Annotated in this window: 19 protein-coding genes and 1 riboswitch; of the genes, 16 read left to right on the top strand and 3 right to left on the bottom strand. The window is 72.7% G+C overall.

Going from position 1 to position 20,458, the window contains the following annotated elements; translation table 11 throughout:
• Positions 1 to 73: 73 nt before the first annotated feature.
• The 4 genes from Mco01_RS20420 to Mco01_RS20405 all read left to right on the top strand — a co-directional run bounded on the left by Mco01_RS20420 (position 74) and on the right by Mco01_RS20405 (position 5,758).
• The gene (locus Mco01_RS20420) at positions 74 to 850 is read left to right on the top strand and encodes an FxLYD domain-containing protein (RefSeq protein ID WP_239103766.1); all 777 of its coding nucleotides are present in this window, start codon (positions 74 to 76) and stop codon (positions 848 to 850) included.
• Positions 851 to 1,002: 152 nt separating this feature from the next.
• Positions 1,003 to 2,100, top strand: coding sequence for a saccharopine dehydrogenase family protein (locus Mco01_RS20415; RefSeq protein ID WP_204058497.1), 1,098 nt, complete (start codon positions 1,003 to 1,005; stop codon positions 2,098 to 2,100).
• Between the two features lie 137 nt (positions 2,101 to 2,237).
• Positions 2,238 to 4,322 (top strand): sigma-70 family RNA polymerase sigma factor, encoded by a 2,085-nt coding sequence (locus Mco01_RS20410; RefSeq protein WP_204058496.1) that lies wholly within the window; start codon positions 2,238 to 2,240, stop codon positions 4,320 to 4,322.
• Between the two features lie 248 nt (positions 4,323 to 4,570).
• Complete coding sequence (locus Mco01_RS20405) at positions 4,571 to 5,758, top strand: C40 family peptidase (RefSeq protein WP_204058495.1); 1,188 nt, start codon at positions 4,571 to 4,573, stop codon at positions 5,756 to 5,758.
• Positions 5,759 to 5,843: 85 nt separating this feature from the next.
• Here the strand turns inward: Mco01_RS20405 and Mco01_RS20400 are convergent, their stop codons facing one another.
• Positions 5,844 to 6,353, bottom strand: a complete 510-nt coding sequence (locus tag Mco01_RS20400; protein ID WP_036324430.1) for an inorganic diphosphatase — start codon at positions 6,351 to 6,353, stop codon at positions 5,844 to 5,846.
• A gap of 86 nt (positions 6,354 to 6,439) precedes the next feature.
• On the opposite strand from Mco01_RS20400, the gene dacB reads away from it, so the two are divergent.
• The 11 genes from dacB to Mco01_RS20345 all read left to right on the top strand — a co-directional run bounded on the left by dacB (position 6,440) and on the right by Mco01_RS20345 (position 16,455).
• Positions 6,440 to 7,819: a D-alanyl-D-alanine carboxypeptidase/D-alanyl-D-alanine endopeptidase gene (dacB, locus tag Mco01_RS20395; RefSeq protein WP_239103765.1), complete on the top strand. Its 1,380-nt coding sequence runs from the start codon at positions 6,440 to 6,442 to the stop codon at positions 7,817 to 7,819.
• A gap of 185 nt (positions 7,820 to 8,004) precedes the next feature.
• Positions 8,005 to 9,054 (top strand): Rv3626c family coenzyme F420 biosynthesis-associated protein, encoded by a 1,050-nt coding sequence (locus Mco01_RS20390; RefSeq protein WP_204058494.1) that lies wholly within the window; start codon positions 8,005 to 8,007, stop codon positions 9,052 to 9,054.
• A gap of 41 nt (positions 9,055 to 9,095) precedes the next feature.
• Positions 9,096 to 10,079: a tRNA lysidine(34) synthetase TilS gene (gene tilS, locus Mco01_RS20385; protein ID WP_204058493.1), complete on the top strand. Its 984-nt coding sequence runs from the start codon at positions 9,096 to 9,098 to the stop codon at positions 10,077 to 10,079.
• A gap of 15 nt (positions 10,080 to 10,094) precedes the next feature.
• Entirely contained in the window at positions 10,095 to 10,652 is a 558-nt protein-coding gene (gene hpt / locus Mco01_RS20380) for a hypoxanthine phosphoribosyltransferase (RefSeq protein ID WP_036324426.1), read from the top strand.
• Between the two features lie 267 nt (positions 10,653 to 10,919).
• Complete coding sequence (gene ftsH / locus Mco01_RS20375; RefSeq protein WP_036324425.1) at positions 10,920 to 12,926, top strand: ATP-dependent zinc metalloprotease FtsH; 2,007 nt, start codon at positions 10,920 to 10,922, stop codon at positions 12,924 to 12,926.
• Positions 12,884 to 13,513 (top strand): GTP cyclohydrolase I FolE, encoded by a 630-nt coding sequence (folE, locus tag Mco01_RS20370; RefSeq protein WP_372444886.1) that lies wholly within the window; start codon positions 12,884 to 12,886, stop codon positions 13,511 to 13,513. The genes ftsH and folE overlap by 43 nt, the downstream gene beginning before the upstream one ends.
• Before the next feature lie 261 nt (positions 13,514 to 13,774).
• A complete protein-coding gene (gene folP / locus Mco01_RS20365) occupies positions 13,775 to 14,647 on the top strand; it encodes a dihydropteroate synthase (RefSeq protein WP_204058492.1) in 873 nt (290 codons plus the stop codon).
• Positions 14,648 to 14,671: 24 nt separating this feature from the next.
• A complete protein-coding gene (locus tag Mco01_RS20360) occupies positions 14,672 to 15,094 on the top strand; it encodes a nuclear transport factor 2 family protein (RefSeq protein ID WP_036324421.1) in 423 nt (140 codons plus the stop codon).
• Positions 15,095 to 15,134: 40 nt separating this feature from the next.
• Positions 15,135 to 15,497, top strand: coding sequence for a dihydroneopterin aldolase (folB, locus tag Mco01_RS20355; RefSeq protein ID WP_036324419.1), 363 nt, complete (start codon positions 15,135 to 15,137; stop codon positions 15,495 to 15,497).
• Positions 15,494 to 15,994, top strand: coding sequence for a 2-amino-4-hydroxy-6-hydroxymethyldihydropteridine diphosphokinase (gene folK, locus Mco01_RS20350; protein WP_204058491.1), 501 nt, complete (start codon positions 15,494 to 15,496; stop codon positions 15,992 to 15,994). The genes folB and folK overlap by 4 nt, the downstream gene beginning before the upstream one ends.
• An 11-nt stretch (positions 15,995 to 16,005) precedes the next feature.
• Positions 16,006 to 16,455: a DUF3180 domain-containing protein gene (locus tag Mco01_RS20345; RefSeq protein WP_204058490.1), complete on the top strand. Its 450-nt coding sequence runs from the start codon at positions 16,006 to 16,008 to the stop codon at positions 16,453 to 16,455.
• Positions 16,456 to 16,459: 4 nt separating this feature from the next.
• Here Mco01_RS20345 and Mco01_RS20340 read toward each other — a convergent pair whose 3' ends face one another.
• Positions 16,460 to 17,632, bottom strand: coding sequence for an NADH-quinone oxidoreductase subunit D (locus tag Mco01_RS20340; protein ID WP_204058489.1), 1,173 nt, complete (start codon positions 17,630 to 17,632; stop codon positions 16,460 to 16,462).
• Positions 17,633 to 17,673: 41 nt separating this feature from the next.
• Complete coding sequence (locus tag Mco01_RS20335) at positions 17,674 to 18,930, bottom strand: aminotransferase class V-fold PLP-dependent enzyme (protein WP_239103768.1); 1,257 nt, start codon at positions 18,928 to 18,930, stop codon at positions 17,674 to 17,676.
• A 94-nt stretch (positions 18,931 to 19,024) separates the two neighbouring features.
• Positions 19,025 to 19,140, bottom strand: a riboswitch (SAM riboswitch).
• Positions 19,141 to 19,255: 115 nt separating this feature from the next.
• Between Mco01_RS20335 and Mco01_RS20330 the strand changes: the two genes are divergently transcribed.
• On the top strand, positions 19,256 to 20,455 hold the full coding sequence (locus Mco01_RS20330) for a cytochrome P450 (protein WP_204058487.1): 1,200 nt from the start codon (positions 19,256 to 19,258) through the stop codon (positions 20,453 to 20,455).
• Positions 20,456 to 20,458 lie beyond the last annotated feature (3 nt).

Genomic DNA, 20,458 nt, shown 5'->3' with positions numbered 1-20,458 from the left:
ACGGCCTGCGCGTGTCCCCGGGGTCGCCGTCCCATTCAGGGGTTATGACGGCTAAGTGACGCGACGTTGCCGAATGACGATCGCACTCGCCGCCATCGCCCTCGTGATGGCCGGGTGCGCGAGGGAAGACACTTCGCCGGACCTCCGGCCGCTCGCCGTCGAGGAGCAGGCCTCCTCGATCTCGCAGTCGGGCGCCGGCTACGTGGTGAGCTGGGCCGGGCTGCTGGCCAACCCGAACCGCTGGCACTTCGGGGAGAACGCGAGCGCCGTGATCAGTGCCGTGGACGCCGCCGGCAAGGAGGTCGTCCACATGGAGCAGCCGCTCGACGCGGTGCCGCCGGGCCGCACACTGCCCTTCAGCGGCCAGGTGGTGGCCACCGGGAAGCCGGTCCGGGTCACCATTCGCTACCGGCCCGCCTCGTGGCGGCCGACCCCGCGCATCCCTTCGGCGTTCCTGGCCTTCCCGGTGTCGGACATCCTCACCGAGAAGGTGTCCAACGGCTCCTATCTGGTCACCGGTTACGTCACCGACCCGTTCGCCAAGGCGGCCCCGAGCCTGTCGGTGACCGCCCTGCTGCGCGACGCGGCCGGCAAACTCCTCGGGGGCGCCACCTCGTACGTGGACCGGGTCGCCCCCGGCGCGCGGCGCCGGTTCGTCATCACCGTGGACGGCCTGAACGGCGCCAAGGTGGCCAGGACCGACATCACGGCCGGCACGTGGGGAGCGACGGCCAAGCCGTACGTGGACCTCGTGCGCGGCGGCGCCGCCCCGCTCCACACGGTCATGCCGAGTACCGAGCCGTTCGAGAAGGACCGCGGGTACCAGCCCATGGCCGACCGCCGGCAGTGAGCGGGCCGGACGCGCCGGGAGGCGATGCCGGGCCGCCGGCCTCCGGCGGCGCCGCGGGAGCGCCGCAGGGCGACGCGCGGCCGGGGGGACGCGACGCGGAGGCCGCCGCCCCGCTGCCGGGGGGCGTGCCGTCGCCCGGTTACCGTAGCGGGATGACGACCGCGCGGATCGTGCTCTTCGGGGCCACCGGGTTCACCGGCAGGCTCACCGCCGAGGCCCTGGTCAGGCGCGGAGCACGCCCGCTCCTCGCCGGACGCGACCAGGGCCGGCTGGACGCCCTGGCCGCCTCCCTGGGGACGGACCCGCCGACGGCCGTCGCCGACGTGAGCCGTCCCGAGTCGGTGCGCAGGCTCATCGAGCCGGGCGACGTGCTGATCTCGACGGTCGGCCCGTTCCTGCGCTGGGGCGAGGCGGCCGTCACCGGCGCCATCGACGCCGGAGCCGTCTACCTCGACAGCACCGGGGAGCCGCCGTTCATCAAGCGGGTCTTCCAGCGGTACGGCCCGGCGGCGGCGGCCCGGGGCGCGGCCCTGCTGACCGCCTTCGGGTACGACTACGTGCCCGGCAACCTCGCCGCCGCCCTGGCCCTGGACAAGGCCGGGACCGAGGCCGTCCGGGTCGACGTGGGGTACTTCGTGAGCGGTGACATGGCCCGCCGGGCCAGCGCCGGCACCCGCGCCTCCGCGCTCGGCATGATCCTCGAGCCTATGCACGGCTTCCGGGAGGGCCGGATCGTCCGCGAGGAGGGGCGCACCCGGGTCTTCCGGGTGGGCGGCCGGCGGCGGCACGGCCTGGCCGTGGGGGCGTCGGAGCACTTCACGCTGCCGCCCGCCCATCCCGGGCTGCGCGAGGTCAACGTGTACCTCGGCTGGCTCGGCGCGCTGACCAGGCCGGCCGGTCTGCTGGCCCGGGCGACCCCGTTCGTCGCCGCGATCCCCGGCGTGCGCCGCGCGACCGAGGCGCTGGCCGACCGGGTGCTGCGGTCGGGGGGAACACCGTCCGCCGCCGGCCCGGACGTCTCGTCCCAGATCGTCGCCGAGGCGTACGACGGGCGCGGACGGCTGCTGGCCGCGGTCGAGCTGGACGGCGGCGACCCGTACGACTTCACGGCCGAAATCCTGGCCTGGGCGGCGGTCACCGCGCTGGAGGACGGCGTGCGGGGGACGGGAGCCCTCGGGCCGGTGGACGCCTTCGGCCTCGACGCGCTGACCCAGGGCTGCGCGGAGGCGGGGCTCAACGAAGCGGCCTGATCGGAAAAATCCCTTTCGCCGGGCTAATTCTCTGGATTTTCCATCAAAGCGGCAAAACGTAAATGCTGTCGATGTAGTCACGCGACTTCGCGAGAATCGGTAGAGCGGGCAGTTACTGAGCCTTTACGCTCAGTTATATGAATGATGGCGTCCTGGTCGAGGCATTGCGTGCTCGCGATCCGGGAGCTCTGGCCGCCCTTTATGACACTTATGCCGAGAACATCTACCGCTACTGCCGATCGCTGCTGTCCGGTCCCGACGGCGCTCAGGTCGCGCTGCGCGACACGCTGATCGCGGCGGAGGCCCTCGTCGGCTCGCTGAGCGTCCCCGCCGCGTTCCGGCCCTGGCTGTACGCCCTCGCGCGAGGCGAGTGCATGCGCCGGCACACCCCCGGCGAGGAGGAGCGGACGCGGTCCCTTCCCTCTCCCGCCCCCGCCACCATGCCGTTCGCGAGCCCCGCGGCGGACGGGGCCGACGCCGACCTGCGGCTGGTCGCCGCGAGCGCGGTGGGGAGCCTGTCGTACCGCGACCGCGAGATCCTCGAGCTGACCGCGCGGCACGGCATGTCGCCGGCCGACCTGGCCGCCGTGTTCGGCGGGGGCCAGCGCCACGCCGAGGCCCTGCTGGACGCGGCGACCGACCGCCTGCGCGACGCCGTCACCGCCGAGGTCCTCGCCCGCAGGTCCTCCCGCGACTGCGAGCGGGCCGGCGCGCTGCTCGCCGGCTCCACCGGTGAGCTGACCTCCGAGACGCGCGCCCACCTCGTCAGGCACCTGTCCCGGTGCGAGACCTGCTCGCGCCATCGCCTGCGGCAGATCTCCCCGGCCAAGGTCTTCGGACTGCTGCCCCTGGTCTCCCTCCCGGACACGCTGCGCGTGCGGGTGCTCAGCTCGTTCATCGATCCTGAGCTCGTGCCGTACCGGCGGTACGTCGCGCGGCGGGTGGGCAGGCTCGACCCCTCCGGCTTCCCCGTCGTGGGGACGCGCCGGGAGGGCCGGCTGGCGCAGGCGCTGGCCGGAGCCGTGGCCACCGTCGCCGCGGTGGCGGCGATCGCGCTGGTGTTCGCCCAGTTCGCCGATACGCCGAAGGAGTGGGCGGCCGACATCGGGGCGCGGCGTCCGGCGCCCGCCGGCACGATCCCTGCCCCTTCGACGTCCGGTTCGGGGACACCGGAGGACACGCCGGCCACGGCCCTGCCGAGCGTCGTCCGGTCGCCGCTTCCTCCGCTCTCCCGCGACCTGGTGGAGCCGGTCGTCCCGGTCATGCCCGCCGGGCCCCAGCCGCTGCCGCATCCGATGCCCCAGCCCTCGCCGACGCACCGGCCGACCGTCCCCCCGCCGCCGCCCCGGCCCCCCACGGGCGTGCCGTCGAGCCCGGCGCCCGGCGGGCCGTCCGGTCCGTCGCCCACGCCGTCCCCCACCGCGTCCACGGTCGACCCCACCGGCGGGCCCACCCCCACCGCGAGCCCGACGGACTCCGGCCCCGAGGGCGGTCCGCCGCCCGCCCACTGGCACGAACGCAACCCGCGGCCCTGGCGGCGGGGCGGGGAAGGGCCGGGCCGCGACCACCAGCACCATCCGGGCTCCGGACACGACTGCCCCGAGACACCGGGCGGGTCTCCCACGCAGACGCCCACCACGAGTCCCGCGACCACGCCGTCGGCGAACCCCTCTCAGGAGGCGCCGCGCGACCCGGGCGACCGGCGGGACGGCCGGGGCGGCGACCGCCGCGGCGGCCCGCCCAGAGGCTCGTTCGTCGGCTCGTCGGGTCGTTCGCCCGGGGGTTCGTCCGGGGGTTCGTCCGGGGGTTCGTCCGGGGGTTCGTCCGGGGGTTCCTCACGTGGTTCCGACGACGGCGGCCGCGGCCGGTCCGGCGGTGATCGGCGCGACCGCACCGGCGACGGCTCCCGCGACGGCTCCCGCGACGGCTCCCGCGACGGCTCCGGCAGCGGCACCGGCTCCCACAATGGCTCCGGCGCATCCGATGGCTCCGGCGACTCCGGCTCGGGTGCCTCGGGTTCGTCCGGTGGTTCGGGGTCCCGGGACGGCTCCGGCTCTCGGGACGGCTCCGGCTCTCGGGACGGCTCCGGCTCTCGGGACGGCGGCGACGGGACGGGAGGCGGCGGAGGCGGGACGCCCGGCGGCGGCGCCGCGACCCCGCCCGCACGGCCGACCCAGCAGGCGTCCGGGCGCCGCCACCGCCGCTTCACGCCGCCTCGCTGACCGGCGAGGCGGCGGGGAGGGTACGTCGTCACCGGCTTCCCCGGGGTGACGCCCGGCCCTCCGGGATCGCGACCGATCGCGGTCGGCCGCGGTTACAGAACGTGACCGACCCGGGCCTCCCGGGCGGACCAGAAAAGCGCGTCCTACCTGGGCGATCTACTGCATATGCCGATTACTGTCCGCGTCTTAGATGTGTACGGAGAGTAGCGGCCGGGAAGTGAGGGGAGTGGAGCAAGGAAGGGGTAGGAATGCCACTCCTCAAAGCATCGGGCCTGGTCGTGGGGCTCGGGTCGGGTCTCGTCCTGACCCTCTGCCCTCCCGCCGGGGCCGATCGGGGGCCTTCCGCGAGTGAGGTCGCGAAGGCACGGCAGCAGGCGGACGACCGCGCCCACGAGCTGGGCAGAGCGGAGGCCGACCTGGCGACGGCCCAGGCCCGCCAGGAGGACCTGGCGGCGGAGGCCGAGCGGCTGGTCGAGGCGTACAACGGCGAGCTGGTGCGGCTGGCGGCGGCGAAGCAGAGCTACGACCAGGCCGAGCTCCGTCTGCGGCAGGCGGGCGAGCAGTACGACCAGCTGCGGGACTCGGTCGCGACCGATGCGGCGCAGAGCTACGGCGGGCTGGGCGTCGACCCGTCGAGCGCCGCGCTGATCGCGGGATGGGGCGACCTCGGCGGGTTCCTGCGAAGAGCCAGCGTGCTCGCGCAACTGGGCGACGAGCAGGAGGCGAGACTCCAGCGACTGCGCGACGCGCAGCGGGTGTACGCGATCCTCAGGACCCAGGCCGAACGGGCCTACGACGAACAGGTGAACAGCGCTGAGCAGGTCCGGCTGGCGAAGGAGGCCGCGGAGCAGGCCGTACAGGATCAGACCGGGCGGACCCGCGAGATCGAGCAGCAGAAGGAGGAGATCTCCCGGCGGCTCGACGCGGCCCGCTCCCAGGTCGACCGGCTGAAACAGGTCAGAGACGAGCAACACCGGTCGAGGGTGCGCAAGGAGCGGACGACCCGCGTCCGGTCGGTGGCCCGGCGAAAAGGCGTGGTGGTGCCGTCGTGGGCCGGGAGGGCCGAGGCTGGACGGGGCGGCACGGCGGCCCAATGGGCCCTGAAACAGCTCGGCAAGCCGTACGTCTGGGCCGCGGCCGGCCCCTCGGGATTCGACTGCTCGGGCCTCACGATGCGGGCCTGGCAGCGGGCGGGGGTGCCGCTCGACCACTGGACGGGCACCCAGTGGAACGCCGGCAGACACGTCCCGATCAAGAGTCTCCGCACCGGTGACCTCGTCTTCTACGGCCGCGTGAGCCGCAACCCCGGCACGATCCACCACGTGGGCATCTACATCGGCAGAGGGCTGATGGTCCACGCCCCCCAGACGGGGGACGTGGTGCGCATCGCGCCCATCTGGCGCCGCGACCTCATCGGCGCCACCCGGCCGGGCTAGGAGTGGTCGTCCCGTGGACCGGCCACCCGCTCCGGCCGCCCGTACGGCGGCTCCTCGCGGCGGGATCCGCGGAACGTTCCCCGGCTCAGTGTTCCTTCCCCTCCTCGGTCTCCTCGGTCTCCTCGAACCGCTTGATCGACGCCAGGATCTCGGCCTCGGCCTCGGTGCGGCCCACCCAGTTCGCGCCCTCGACCGACTTGCCGGGCTCCAGGTCCTTGTAGACCTCGAAGAAGTGCTGGATCTCCAGCCGGTCGAACTCGGCGACGTGGTGGATGTCCCGGATGTGCTCCATGCGGGGGTCGGTCGCGGGGACGCACAGCACCTTGTCGTCGCCGCCCTTCTCGTCGGTCATCCGGAACATCCCGACGGCCCGGCACTTGATCAGGCACCCGGGGAAGGTCGGCTCCTGGAGCAGCACGAGGGCGTCGAGAGGGTCTCCGTCCTCACCGAGGGTGTCCTCGATGAAGCCGTAGTCGGCGGGGTATTGGGTCGAGGTGAAGAGCAGACGGTCCAGTCGGATGCGGCCGGTCTTGTGGTCGACTTCGTACTTGTTCCGTTGTCCCTTGGGAATCTCAACGACAACGTCGAACTCCACTGGTTCCTCCGCTCGAGCCCCCGGTTTCCCGGGCTGGCGTTAATGTCTCGTAAGCGTGATTCCGGTCGGCGCGAAATGAGGGTGACGTGGTGCGACGTGAGCGGTGGGTGGTGGTCGCCACCCTCGCCCTGCTGCAGATCTTCGTCGTCCTCGCGGGCAGCTATGTGATCACGCATGACGCCGCGAGGACGCCGGACCCGATCGCGTCTCCGGAACCGGCCCCGACCCCCCTGGTGACCGCGGGTCCTGTTCTGGCCGCGGCGGGGGACGGGGCTGTCCCCGCCAAGGGTACTTTGACGAGCCGCCTCGGCGGCGCGATGGGGGACCCCGCGCTGGGCAGGAGCGTCGCCGGGGTCGTGCTCGACGCGCGGACCGGCGCCACCCTCTTCGACGGCCGATCGTCGCGGCCCGTCACGCCCGCCTCCACCACCAAGATCGTCACCGCGGTGAGCGTGCTGTCCTCCGCGGGCCCCGACGCGAAGCTGGCCACCACGGTCGTGAAGGGCGCCAAGCCCGGCTCGATCGTCCTCGTCGGGGGAGGCGACCCCACCCTGGCCGGGCCGAAGGCCGACCGGGACGACGACGTCTACCCTCGGCCGGCGTCCCTGGCCCAGCTCGCCTACCGCACGGCCAAGGCCCTCAAGGCGTCCGGGATCACCTCGGTCGACCTTTCGTACGACGCCTCGCTGTTCGGCGGCCCGACGACCGGACCCGGCTGGAAGCCCAACTACGTCCCCGAGGGGACGGTGGCCCCGGTGACGGCCCTGACCATGGACGAGGGGCGTGCGCCGACCGGCGGCCGCTTCGCCGACCCGCCGCGGGCGACCGCGGACGCCTTCGCCGGGCTGCTGAGGAGGAACGGCCTGAAGGTGGGCAAGAGCGTCGACGAGGGCAGGGCGCCCGCCGGGGCGGCCGAGGTGGCCCGGGTGGAGTCCCCGCCCGTCTACGCGCTGGTCGAACGCATGCTCACGCTCAGCGACAACGACCTCGCCGAGGCCCTCTCGCGCCAGGTGGCGATCAAGGAGGGCCTGCCCCACACGTTCCTCGGCGAGGTGGACGCCGTCCACCGGGTGCTGGGCCGGCTCGGCGTCGACCAGGGCATCGAGGTCAACGACGGCAGCGGCCTGTCGACCAGGAACCGCATCACCCCGGCCGCGCTCGCCCGCCTGCTGGCCGCGGCCGCCTCCCCCGCGCACCCCGCCCTCCACTCGCTGATCAGCGGTCTGCCGGTCGCCGGCTTCACCGGAACCCTGCACGGCCGCTACGGCAAGGGGGGAACACAGGCCGGGGCCGGATTGGTCCGCGCCAAGACGGGCACGCTGACGGGGGTGAACACCCTGGCGGGCATCGCGTACACGACCGACGGACGGCTCCTGACCTTCGCGTTCATGGCCGACGAGGTGGCCGACGCGCAGGGGGCGGTGACCGCGCTGGACACCATGGCCACGATCGTCTCCCAGAGCTGACCGGTGCGCTCGCACGGGCCCGGGGTCGCTCCGCGGCCGCGCGGAGCGACGAGGGCCGCGATGAACGTGGCCCTCGTCTTTCCGGAAGCCCGTTCCTCGCTTCCTCACTCCTCAGTCCAGACACGGCCGCGCCCCTCGCAACACGGCTCGCGCGGCGCGACCGACGAGAACGTACGGTGGTGGGTATGCAGGTGATCGACTGGGATCTGGCCGTGACGACCGGTGTCCGCCTCGTGCGCCCCGGGCCTCAGGTGAGCCGGGAGGAGGCCAGGCAGGCGGTCGCCGAGCTGAGGCGGCTGTCCCGCGACGCCGAGGGCCACGTGCGGGAGTTCACCCGGATCGACTCGGCGCCGCCCGAGGCCGCGACGGTCGTGGACCGGCCGGGGTGGATCCGGGCCAACGTGGACGGCTTCCGGGTCGTGCTCGAACCGCTGACCGACAAGATGTCGAACATGCCGGCGATCGTCGGGGCCGTGGGCTCCCGCATCACCGGCCTCGAGGTGGGCGCCGTGCTCGCCTTCCTCGCCTCCCGGGTGCTGGGACAGTACGAGCTGTTCCTGCCGCCCGACCCGTCCGGCGCCGCCCCCACGGGCCGCCTGACGCTGGTCGCGCCCAACATCGTCCACGCCGAGCGCGAGCTGGGCGTCGACCCCCGCGACTTCCGGCTGTGGGTGTGCCTGCACGAGGAGACCCACCGGGTGCAGTTCACCGGGGTCCCCTGGCTGCGGGAGTACGTGCGCGGCCAGATGACCGAGTTCCTCCTCGCCTCCGAGATGGACCTCACGACCCTCCTCGAGCGGCTGCGCGCCGCCTCCGACGCGGTCGCCGACGCCTTCAAGGGCGGCGAGGGCAACCTCATCGAGGCCATCCAGACCCCCGAGCAGAAGGCCGTCCTCGACCGGGTCACCGCCGTGATGACGCTGGTCGAGGGCCACGGCGACTACGTGATGGACGCGGTCGGGCCGTCCGTCGTCCCGTCGGTCGCCGATATCCGGGCCAAGTTCCAGCGCCGGCGCGAGGGCGGGTCGCGGATCGACCAGCTCGTCCGGCGCCTGCTCGGCATCGAGCTCAAGATGAAGCAGTACGCCGAGGGCTCCCGGTTCGTCCGCACGGTCGTGGACGAGGCGGGCATGGAGTCGTTCAACCGCGTCTGGACCTCCCCCGAGACCCTCCCCGACCGGCAGGAGATCGCCGAGCCCCGCCTCTGGATGTCCCGGGTGCTCGCGGCCTCCTGACCGACGTCCCCGTCACGGGCCGGGGCGGCCACAATGGCTGCATGGGCCCGCATCCCGCCGTCGCCGACGTCCGCCGCGCCGTACGGCTGTCGCTCGCGGACGTGCCGTCCGGGGCGCTCGTGCTCGCGGCGTGCAGCGGCGGCGCCGACTCGCTCGCGCTCGCGGCGGCCCTGGGGTTCTCCGCCCCCCGGCTCGGCCTGCGGGCCGGGCTGCTCACCGTGGACCACGGCCTCCAGGAGGGCTCGGCCGGGCGCGCCGCCGATCTCGTACGGCTCTCGCCCTCGCTGGGCCTGGACCCCGCCGAGGCCCTCACCGTCGCCGTGGGCCGCGCGGGCGGCCCCGAGGCCGCGGCCCGCGACGCCCGCTACGCCGCGCTGTCCGCGGCCGCCGGACGGCTCGGGGCGGCCGCCGTCCTGCTCGGCCACACGCTCGACGACCAGGCGGAGACCGTGCTGCTGCGGCTGGCCAGGGGCAGCGGAACCCGGTCCCTGTCGGGCATGGCGGACGTCAGCGGGCTCTACCGGCGTCCCCTGCTGGGCCTGACCCGCTCGCGCACCCGGGAGGCGTGCGAGGCGCTCGGCCTGAAGCCCTGGGACGACCCCCACAACGACGACCCGGCGTACGGCAGGGTCAGGGTCAGGCGCGACCTGCTCCCGGCGCTGTCGGCCGCGCTGGGGCCCGGCGTCCCCGAGGCCCTCGCCCGTACGGCGCGGCTGTGCCGGGACGACGCGGACGCCCTCGACCAGTGGGCCGGCGAGGTCCACGACCGGGCGCGGGGCCCGGGCGGAGAGCTGTCGGTGAGCGTCCTGGCGGCCGTGCCGGGCGCGGTGCGGCGCCGGGTGATCCAGCGGGCGGCGGTGGAGGCGGGGGCGCCGGCGTCGGCGCTCGCCGCCGTGCACATCGAGGAGGCCGAGCGGCTGGTCACGGCCTGGCACGGGCAGAAGTCCGCAGGGCTCCCCGGGGGGGTAAGCGTGGTCAGACGCTGTGGCACCCTGATATTCGCCGTCGACAACGTCTCACTCTAGTAAGGAAAACCCCAGGTGGATGCCGCCGACATGGGCAGGGACCTCGCCAGCGTCCTCATCCCGGAAGAAGAGCTCCAAGCGAAGATCAAGGAGCTCGCCGGCCAGATCGACGCCGACTACGCGGGGGAGGAGCTCCTGATCGTGGGCGTCCTCAAGGGCGCCGTCATGGTCATGGCCGATCTCGCCCGCGCGTTGCACGTCCCGGTCCAGATGGACTGGATGGCCGTGTCGTCCTACGGCGCGGGCACCAAGTCGTCCGGCGTCGTGCGGGTCCTGAAGGACCTCGACACCGACATCGAGGGCCGGCACGTCCTCGTCGTGGAGGACATCATCGACTCGGGCCTGACCCTGTCGTGGCTCATGAACAACCTGAAGTCGCGCAACCCGGCCAGCGTGGAGATCTGCACCCTTCTGCGCAAGCCCGACGCCGTGAAGGTCCCGATCGACGTCCGGTACGTCGGTTTCGACATCCCGAACGAGTTCGTCATCGGGTTCGGCCTCGATTACGCCGAGCAGTACCGCAACCTGCCGTTCATCGGAACCCTCGCTCCCCACGTGTACGGCGGGGAGTAAGCCCTGAGCGAAGTGACCCGGCAATCGTGCGTTATTCGCTCCCAGGTCCGGGAACACGGCATTGCCTGACGTACGTTGGAAGGGCAAAGCCGGAGACGCCCGGGAAGTTACCCGACGCGGTCGCCGGGTGTACCTTCGGATATCCGTGTGGTGCCTCACGGTTACCTACGGGTAGACAGAAGGAGCGGTAAGGGATGCCGCGTCCCCGGGGTTTCCCGGGGTAGGCCTTGGTCAGGAAGGGACGGGCCCGCCGGGGTTCCGCAACGGATGGATCTCAAGCGATTTACACGTGGCCCACTGCTGTGGATCCTGGGCATCGTCGTGCTTCTCCTGCTCGTCACCACGATGTTCGGCGGCGACGGAAACTACACAACCGCCGACACCTCCACGGTCGTCCAGCAGATTCAGCAGCACAACGTCAAGAACGCCACCGTGGTCGACAAGGACCAGCGGATCGAGCTCACGCTGAAGAGCCCGATCGACGTGGCGGGCAAGTCCACCGACCGGATCCAGGCCCCCTGGGTCGAGGGTCAGGGCGTCCAGCTCACGCAGGCCCTGGCGTCCGCGCAGCCGGACAAGGGCTGGACCGTCGAGGTGCCCAAGGAGAACTTCCTGGTCAGCCTCCTGGTGAGCTTCCTGCCGATCATCATCATCGTCCTCATCTTCCTGTTCATCATGAACCAGATGCAGGGCGGCGGCTCCCGCGTCATGAACTTCGGCAAGTCGCGGGCCAAGCTGATCACCAAGGACACTCCCAAGACGACGTTCGCCGACGTGGCGGGCGCCGACGAGGCCATCGAGGAGCTCCAGGAGATCAAGGAGTTCCTGCAGGCCCCGGCCAAGTTCCAGGCCATCGGCGCCAAGATCCCCAAGGGCGTCCTCCTGTACGGCCCGCCCGGAACCGGTAAGACGCTGCTCGCCCGGGCCGTCGCCGGCGAGGCCGGCGTGCCGTTCTACTCGATCTCCGGTTCCGACTTCGTCGAGATGTTCGTCGGCGTCGGCGCCTCCCGCGTGCGCGACCTGTTCGAGCAGGCGAAGGCCAACGCCCCCGCGATCATCTTCATCGACGAGATCGACGCCGTCGGCCGGCACCGCGGCGCGGGCCTCGGCGGCGGCCACGACGAGCGCGAGCAGACGCTCAACCAGCTCCTCGTCGAGATGGACGGCTTCGACGTCAAGGGCGGCGTGATCCTCATCGCCGCGACCAACCGGCCCGACATCCTCGACCCGGCCCTGCTGCGTCCCGGCCGCTTCGACCGTCAGGTCGTCATCGACCGGCCCGACCTGGAGGGCCGCAAGGGCATCCTGCGCGTCCACGGCCGCGGCAAGCCGTTCGCGCCGGACGTCGACCTCGACGTCATCGCGCGGCGGACGCCCGGATTCACCGGCGCCGACCTGGCCAACGTGATCAACGAGGCCGCCCTGCTGACCGCCCGCCAGGACCAGAAGCTCATCACGATGTCGACCCTCGAGGAGTCGATCGACCGCGTGATGGCCGGTCCGGAGCGCAAGTCGCGGGTCATGTCGGACCAGGAGAAGAAGATCATCGCCTACCACGAGGGCGGCCACGCCCTGGTGGCGCACGCGCTCCCCAACTCCGACCCGGTCCACAAGATCACGATCCTGTCCCGCGGCCGCGCCCTCGGTTACACGATGACGCTGCCGATGGAGGACAAGTTCCTCGCGACCAGGTCCGAGATGATGGACCAGCTGGCCATGCTGCTCGGCGGCCGCACGGCGGAGGAGCTCGTCTTCCACGAGCCCACCACCGGCGCGTCCAACGACATCGAGAAGGCGACCTCCATCGCCCGCCGCATGGTCACCGAGTACGGCATGAGCGAGCGGCTCGGCGCCCGCAAGTTCGGCAGCGGCAACGGCGAGGTCTTCCTCGGCCGTGAGATGGGCCACGAGCGCGACTACTCCGAGCAGATCGCCTCCGCGATCGACGAGGAGGTCCGCCGCCTCATCGAGAGCGCGCACGACCAGGCGTGGGAGGTCCTCGTCCAGTACCGCGACGTCCTGGACAACCTGGTCCTGGAGCTCATGGAGAAGGAGACGCTCTCCCGGGAGCAGGTCCTGGAGATCTTCTCGCCGGTCGTCCCCAAGGAGAAGCGGCCCTCCTACGCCGGTTACGGCAAGCGGCTCCCGTCCGACCGTCCTCCGGTGATCACGCCGAAGGAGCGGGCGAACGGCAACGGCTCGGCGCTGCCCGCCGGCAACGGCCCGGCGCCGTGGCTCGGCGACCAGGCGACGACCCAGCGGGACGAGGCCTGACCGTGGCCGAGCCGCACCCCGGGTTCGACCACGGGCGGATCGAAAAGGCCATCCGGGAGCTCCTGTTCGCGATCGGGGAGGACCCCGATCGCGACGGGCTCCGGGACACCCCGGCGCGGGTGGCCCGCGCCTTCGCGGAGCAGTTCGCCGGGCTGGGCCAGCGTCCCGAGGACGCGCTCACCACGATGTTCGACGCCGACCACGACGAGATGGTGCTGGTGAAGGACATCGAGGTGATGTCGACCTGCGAGCATCACCTGCTGCCGTTCCACGGCGTGGCCCACATCGGCTACACGCCCAACGAGAAGGGGCAGATCACCGGTCTGTCCAAGCTGGCCAGGCTGGTGGACGTCTACGCCCGCCGCCCGCAGGTGCAGGAGCGGATGACCTCCCAGATCGCCGACGGCCTCATGCGGGTCCTGGAGCCGCGTGGCGTGATCGTGGTCATCGAGGCCGAGCACATGTGCATGACGATGCGGGGCGTGCGCAAGCCGGGCGCGAAGACGATCACCTCGGCCGTCCGCGGCGACTTCCGGTCGAGCGAGGCGACCCGCGCCGAGGCCATGTCCCTCATCCTCCGCGGCTGAGCCCGAAGGTCCCGCCGGCGTCCCGGCGGGACCTTCCGGCTGCCCGCGGACACCGCGCGCGGCCCGGCCGTGCCCGCGGCGGGCGGCTCCGCGCGGCGCCGACGGGGACGCCGTCGATTCGTTACGGGCCGGGCGGACCCGCCGGACCGATGGCGACCGGCGAACCCCTAGGCTGGACTGCGAGCGATCGAGTGAAGCGAGTGAGCCGATAGAGACTGTGACCGCCGTCATCCGCCCACGTGCCGCGCGCGAGGAGGGGGAATGACGACACGGAGCGTGCCCGGTATGCCCGAGCCGGGGCGCTGCCTGGTCATGGGCGTGGTCAACGTCACCCCCGACTCGTTCTCGGACGGCGGCCACTGGTTCGACCCGGACGTCGCGATCCGGCACGGCCTCGACCTGGTGGCCGAGGGCGCCGACATCGTCGACGTGGGCGGCGAGTCCACCCGTCCGGGAGCCGCCCGCGTCCCGCTCGACGAGGAGCTGCGCCGCGTCGAGCCGGTGATCCGCGCGCTGTCCCAGGAGGGCGTCACGGTCAGCGTCGACACGATGCGGGCCGAGGTCGCCGAGGCCGCGGTGGGGGCGGGCGCCCAGCTGGTGAACGACGTGAGCGGCGGTCTCGCCGACCCCGCCATGCCGCGCGTGGTGGCCGCCTCCGGCGTGCCGTACGTGGTGATGCACTGGCGCGGGCACAGCAGCGACATGGACAACCGGGCGATCTACAGCGACGTGGTGACCGAGGTGTGCGAGGAGCTGCGCAAGCGGGTCGACTCGGTGCTGGCGGAGGGCGTCCGGGAGGACCAGATCGTGCTCGACCCCGGGCTCGGGTTCTCCAAGCAGGCCGAGCACAACTGGTCGCTGCTGGCCGGCATCGGCGCGCTCAACCGCCTCGGTCACCCGCTGCTCATCGGGGCGTCGAGGAAACGGTTCCTCGGGCGCCTGCTGCCGGGCCCGGACGGCAGCCCCCGTCCGTTCGACGGCAGCGACGACGCGACCCTCGCGGTGACCGCGCTCGCGGCGCAGGCAGGCGCCTGGTGCGTGCGGGTGCACAAGGTGGCGCCGAACGCCGACGCCGTGCGCGTCGCCGCCGCCTGGAGGGCAGCCGCTGGACGACACACCGACGAAGGCCGGTGAATGACATTGCCGACAGGGACGCCCATGAAGGACATCGAGGAGCTCAACCAGGCGTTCTACAACGCCATCGAGAGCGGCGACCTCGACAAGATGTCGGAGATCTGGATCGAGGACGCAGGCGCCCGCGTGGCCATGTGCGTCCACCCGGGCTGGCCGATGCTGACCGGCCGGTCCGAGGTGCTGCGCTCCTGGGCGCTGATCATGGCGAACACCCCGTACATCCAGTTCGTCCTGACCGATGTGCAGACGACGGTCATCGGCGACGTGGCGGTGCTGACCTGCGCGGAGAACATCCTGACCGCCGCGGACACCGACGAGCCCGGGTTCGCGGCGGGGCGGGTCGTGGCCTCGAACACCTACGTCCGGACCCCGAAGGGCTGGCGGCTGTGGCTCTACCACGGCTCGCCGGTCCTGCAGGGGGACGACGAGGAGGACCAGGAGGAGTAACGGTGGGCGTGCGGGCCCGGGTGAGCTGGGGGGAGAGCCGGTGACCGACAGCATCAGGCTGGCGGGGCTGCGGGCGCGGGGGCGGCACGGCTGCCTGCCGGCCGAGCGCGAGCTGGGCCAGGAGTTCGTCGTCGACGCGACGCTGTTCCTCGACACGGCTCCGGCGGCGGCCTCCGACGACCTGTCCAAGACGGTGGACTACGGCGCGCTGGCCCAGGAGCTCGTGTCGATCGTCGAGGGCGAGCCGGTCGACCTGATCGAGACGCTCGCCGGGCGGCTGGCCGCCGCCTGCCTCGCCCACGACCTCGTGGAAGAGGCGGAGATCAGCGTGCACAAGCCGGCGGCGCCCATCCCCCTGCCGTTCGGCGACGTGGTGGTGACCATCAGAAGGGGTCGTGCATGAGGGTCGTGCTCGCGCTCGGCAGCAACCTCGGCCGCCGGATCGACTACCTGCAGGGCGCGCTCGACGCCCTGTTCGAGGCTCCGGGGCTGACGTTCGTGGCGGTGTCCCCGGTGTACGAGACCGATCCCGTCGGCGGGCCCGAGCAGGGGCCGTATCTCAACGCCGTGGTGATCGGGGAGAGCATGCTCGACCCCCGGACGCTGCTCGACCGGGCCCAGGGCGTGGAGAACGCGTTCGGCCGCGTCCGCGAGGAGCGCTGGGGGGCGCGTACCCTCGACGTCGACCTGATCATGGTCGGCTCGCTCCTGTCGGACGACCCCGAGCTGACGCTGCCGCATCCGCGCGCCCACGAGCGGGCCTTCGTCCTGGTCCCCTGGGCGCAGGCCGACCCGGCGGCGGTGCTGCCCGGGCGCGGGTCGGTGGCGGCCCTGCTGGCCGGCGTCGACCAGAGCGGGGTACGGCTGCGCGCCGACCTGTCGCTCGTACCCCCTGTGTGACGAGGAGCCCTGTGAAGCCCAGCAATCCCGGTGTGCTCGTCGGCCTCGTCGTCGTGTTCGCGCTCCTCACGTGGGGCGTGCTGCAGGAGGCCTATTCGACGCTTCCGACCGTGCCGTGGACCGCGATCCCGACCACGCTGCTGCTGGCGGTCGGCGAGGCCTACACGGGCTGGCTGACCCGGGCGCGGATCCTGCGGCGACCCGGCACGAAACCGGTCGAGCCGCTCGCCGTCGCCCGGCTGGCGGCGCTGGCCAAGGCCACGGCGTACGCCGGGGCGGCGTTCGCGGGCGTGTTCGCCGGTTTCGTCCTCCACGTGATCAACCTGCTCGACCTGCCCAAGCCGCGGCAGGACGCGCTCGTCGCGGGCGGGTCGTTCGTCTCGTGCGTGATCCTGATCTGCGCCGCGCTGTTCCTGGAGCACTGCTGCCGGGTGCCCGGCGAGCCCTCCGCCGAGGCCTGACCGCTCACTTGTCGATGTCGCCGACCACGAAGAACATCGAGCCGAGGATCGCGACCATGTCGGAGACGAGCTGCCCCGGCAGCATCTCCCGCAGGACCTGGACGTTGTTGTAGGACGCGCTGCGCAGCTTCAGCCGCCAGGGCGTCTTCTCCCCGCGGGAGACCAGGTAGTAGCCGTTGAGGCCGAGCGGGTTCTCCGTCCACGCGTACGTGTGCCCCTCGGGCGCCTTGAGGATCTTCGGCAGCCGCTGGTTGATCGGCCCGGGGGGCAGCCGCCGCAGCCGCTCGACGCAGGCGTCGGCGAGGTCGAGCGAGACCTTGACCTGGTCGAGCAGCACCTGGAACCGGGCGTTGCAGTCGCCGGCCGACCGGGTCACGACCTTCACCGGGAGCTCGCCGTACGCCAGGTAGGGCTCGTCGCGCCGCAGGTCGAGGTCCACGCCGGACGCGCGGGCGATGGGGCCGCTCACGCCGAACTGCATGATCGTCTCCCGGTCGAGCACGCCGACGTCGCGGGTGCGGGCCAGGAAGATCTCGTTGCCGGCGATCAGGTGCTCGATGTCGGGCAGCCGCCGCCGTACGGCGGACACGGCGGCCGTGACGCGGTCGAGCCACCCGAGCGGGAGGTCCTCCTTGAGGCCGCCGACCCGGTTGAACATGTAGTGCATGCGACCGCCGGAGATCTCCTCCATCACGTGCTGGAGCGTCTCCCGTTCCCGGAACGCGTAGAAGACCGGGGTGATCGCGCCCAGCTCCAGGGGGTAGGAGCCGAGGAACATCAGGTGGTTGAGCACCCGGTTGAGCTCGGCCAGCAGCGTTCGCGCCCACACGGCCCGGGGCGGGACCTCCATCCCGAGCATGCGTTCAACGGCCAGCACGACGCCGAGCTCGTTCGCGAACGCCGACAGCCAGTCGTGCCGGTTGGCCAGCACCACGATCTGCCGGTAGTCGCGGACCTCGAACAGCTTCTCCGCGCCCCGGTGCATGTACCCGATGATCGGCTCGGCCGTGACGATCCGCTCGCCGTCGAGGACGAGCCGCAGCCGCAGCACCCCGTGGGTCGAGGGGTGCTGCGGGCCGATGTTGAGGATCATGTCCTCGGTGGCCAGCTCCCGCGCCTGGACGTGCCCCGCCCCCGCGCCGATGCCGACCACCCGCTCCCGCGGCGTCCCTTCCATACAGCCCATGCTGTCACGACCGTACGGCGGGGCGAAGAGCGTCATCCGGCGGCTAGGTCCCGCAGCGCCTCGATGAGGCGGTCGACGTGCTCCTCGGTCGAGCCGACGCCGATCGAGGCGCGCACCGCGCTCGCCGTGCCGTCCGCGCAGCCGCCGTCGGCGGTCCCGAGCAGGTGGCGGACGAACGGATGGGCGCAGAACTTGCCGTCCCTGACCCCGATGCCGTGCTCGGACGACAGGAACTCGGCGACCTCCCTCGCCGTGCGGCCCTCCACGGTGAACGACACGATGCCCACGCGCGGGTGGTCCGGGCCCCACAGCGACAGCTCCCGTACGCCCTGGATCGACGCGAGGCCGGCGCGCAGGCGGGCGAGCAGGCGCTCCTCCTCGCGCACGAGCGGGGTCCACCCGGTGGCCGTGAGCGCGTCGCAGGCGGCCGCGAGGGCGACGGCGCCGAGCACGTTGGGCGTGCCGGCCTCCTGCCGGGCCTCGGGGTCGTCGCTCCACTCGGCCTCGTCGCCCACGGCCGTCACGGCGCCCCCGCCGCGCAGGTACGGCTCGGCCTCGGCCAGCCAGTCGCGGCGGCCCACCAGCGCGCCCGCGCCGAAGGGCGCGTAGAGCTTGTGCCCGGAGAAGGCGACGTAGTCGAGGTCGAGCGCGGTCAGGTTGAGCCGCCGGTGCGGCACGAGCTGGGCCGCGTCCACGGCGATGCGGGCGCCGTGCCGGTGGGCGACGTGGGCCAGCCCGGCGATCGGCCACAGCTCGCCCGTGACGTTGGAGGCCGCGGTCACCACGAGCAGGGCGGGGCCCTCGACGGCCGCCAGGGCCTCGTCGGCCGCCCGGATCGCCTCGCCGGGGAAGGCGGGCGGGGCCAGCCGCACGGCCCGGGGCCAGGGCAGCAGGGAGGCGTGGTGCTCGCTGTCGAAGACCACGACCGTGGTGTCCTCGGGCAGGCAGCGGGCGAGCAGGTTCATCGCGTCGGTGGTGTTGCGGGTGAAGATCAGCGCGTCGTCCGGGCGGGAGCCGACGAAGGCCTTGACCGTGTGCCTGGCCTGCTCGTACCGCGCGGTCGTGAGCTGCGAGGCGTACCCGGCCCCCCGGTGGACGCTGGAGTAGGCTGGAAGCGCCGCGGCGACGGCGGCGTTCACCGGCTCCAGACAGGGGGCGCTGGCGGCGTAGTCGAGGTTGGCGTACCGGACGAGCCGGCCGCCCCTGACCGGAACCTCCAGGTCGGCGCCCAGAACGGCCGGGATCTCCCGGGCGCGGGCCGCGAACGGCGCCGAGCCGTCCCGCCCGATCGGCTCAGCGATGGTTCCGGCGGGGGTGCAGGTGACAGCGGACAACGTCAGGCCTCCTCGGAGTCAGGACTCCGGCCATGGCGTCGTACGGCGGAGCCCGCGCTTGCCCGGCACACCTCGTGCCGAGCCCGGTCATCACCCGGGGCACCCCGCCGCGAGCGCGAGGGTTGCCGGCCAGCGAGCCGGGGCTTGACGCTGGCACTCATAACCTGAGCCGCACTATAACCAGACGACCGCCCCCATCCGCAAATCCGCAGTTCGGCAAGGCTCTCGATTGCGGAACCGCGCGGGTGCGGCCGCCGTCCCGGGTCCGTATGGTTGCTTTGTGCGGTTTGATCCCTGGAATCCCGAGTTCGTCGCCCACCCGTACGACGTGTACCGCGACCTGCGCGACCACGACCCGGTGAGCTTCTTCGAGCCGACCGGCCAGTGGCTGGTCGCCCGCCACGCCGACGTGAACGCGCTGCTGCGCGATCGCAGGCTGGGCCGTTCCTACCTCCACGTCGCCTCTCACGAGGAGTTCGGCAGGCAGGCCGAGCCGGAGTTCCAGGAGCCGTTCTGGCGGGTGATCCGGGCCGGGATGCTCGACGTCGAGCCGCCCGTCCACACACGGCTGCGCCGCCTGGTGTCCAAGGCGTTCACCCCGCGGATGGTCGAGTCGCTGCGGCCCCGGGTGCGCGCGATCGCGACCGGACTGGCCGAGGAGTTCGCCGAGCGGGGCGGGGGCGACCTGCTCGCGGAGGTCGCCGAGCCGCTCCCGGTGACCGTGATCGCCGAGATGCTGGGCGTCCCGGAGGCCGACCGGCATCTGCTGCGGCCCTGGTCGGCCGACATCTGCGGGATGTACGAGCTCAACCCGTCGGCCGAGGTCCAGCACACGGCCGTGCGGGCGGCGGCCGAGTTCTCCGGCTACCTGCGCGAGCTGGCCCGGGCCCGCCGCGACCGGCCGGGCGACGACATGATCTCCGCGCTCGCCCAGGTCGTGGACGAGGGGGACCGCCTCACCGAGGACGAGCTGATCGGAACCTGCGTGCTGCTGCTGAACGCGGGCCACGAGGCCACGGTCAACGTCACCGGCAACGGCTGGTGGTCGCTGTTCCGCAACCCCGGGGAGCTCGACCGGCTGCGCGCCGATCCCGGCCTGCTGCCGACGGCCGTCGAGGAGCTCATGCGCTGGGACACCCCGCTGCAGATGTTCGAGCGCTGGGTGCTGGAGGACGTCGAGATCGGCGGCGTGCGCATTCCCCGGGGCGTCGAGGTCGCGCTGCTGTTCGGCTCGGCGAACCGGGACCCCGAGGTGTTCGACGACCCCGACAGGTTCGACGTGGGCCGGGCGGACAACCCGCACATCTCGTTCGGGGCGGGCATCCACTTCTGCCTGGGGGCGCCGCTCGCCCGGGTCGAGCTCGTCGAGTCGTTCGGCGCCCTGCTTCGGGCCGCTCCGAAGATGGAGCTCGCCGAGGAACCCGCCTGGAAGCCGAACTACATCATCCGGGGCCTGGAGTCGCTCAAGGTCGCCGTGTGACCG

The organism is Microbispora corallina (genome assembly GCF_016863035.1).
GTDB classification, from domain to species: domain Bacteria; phylum Actinomycetota; class Actinomycetes; order Streptosporangiales; family Streptosporangiaceae; genus Microbispora; species Microbispora corallina.
The sequence above is the reverse complement of the archived record's forward strand: the minus strand, read 5'-3'. Positions and strand labels throughout refer to the sequence as shown.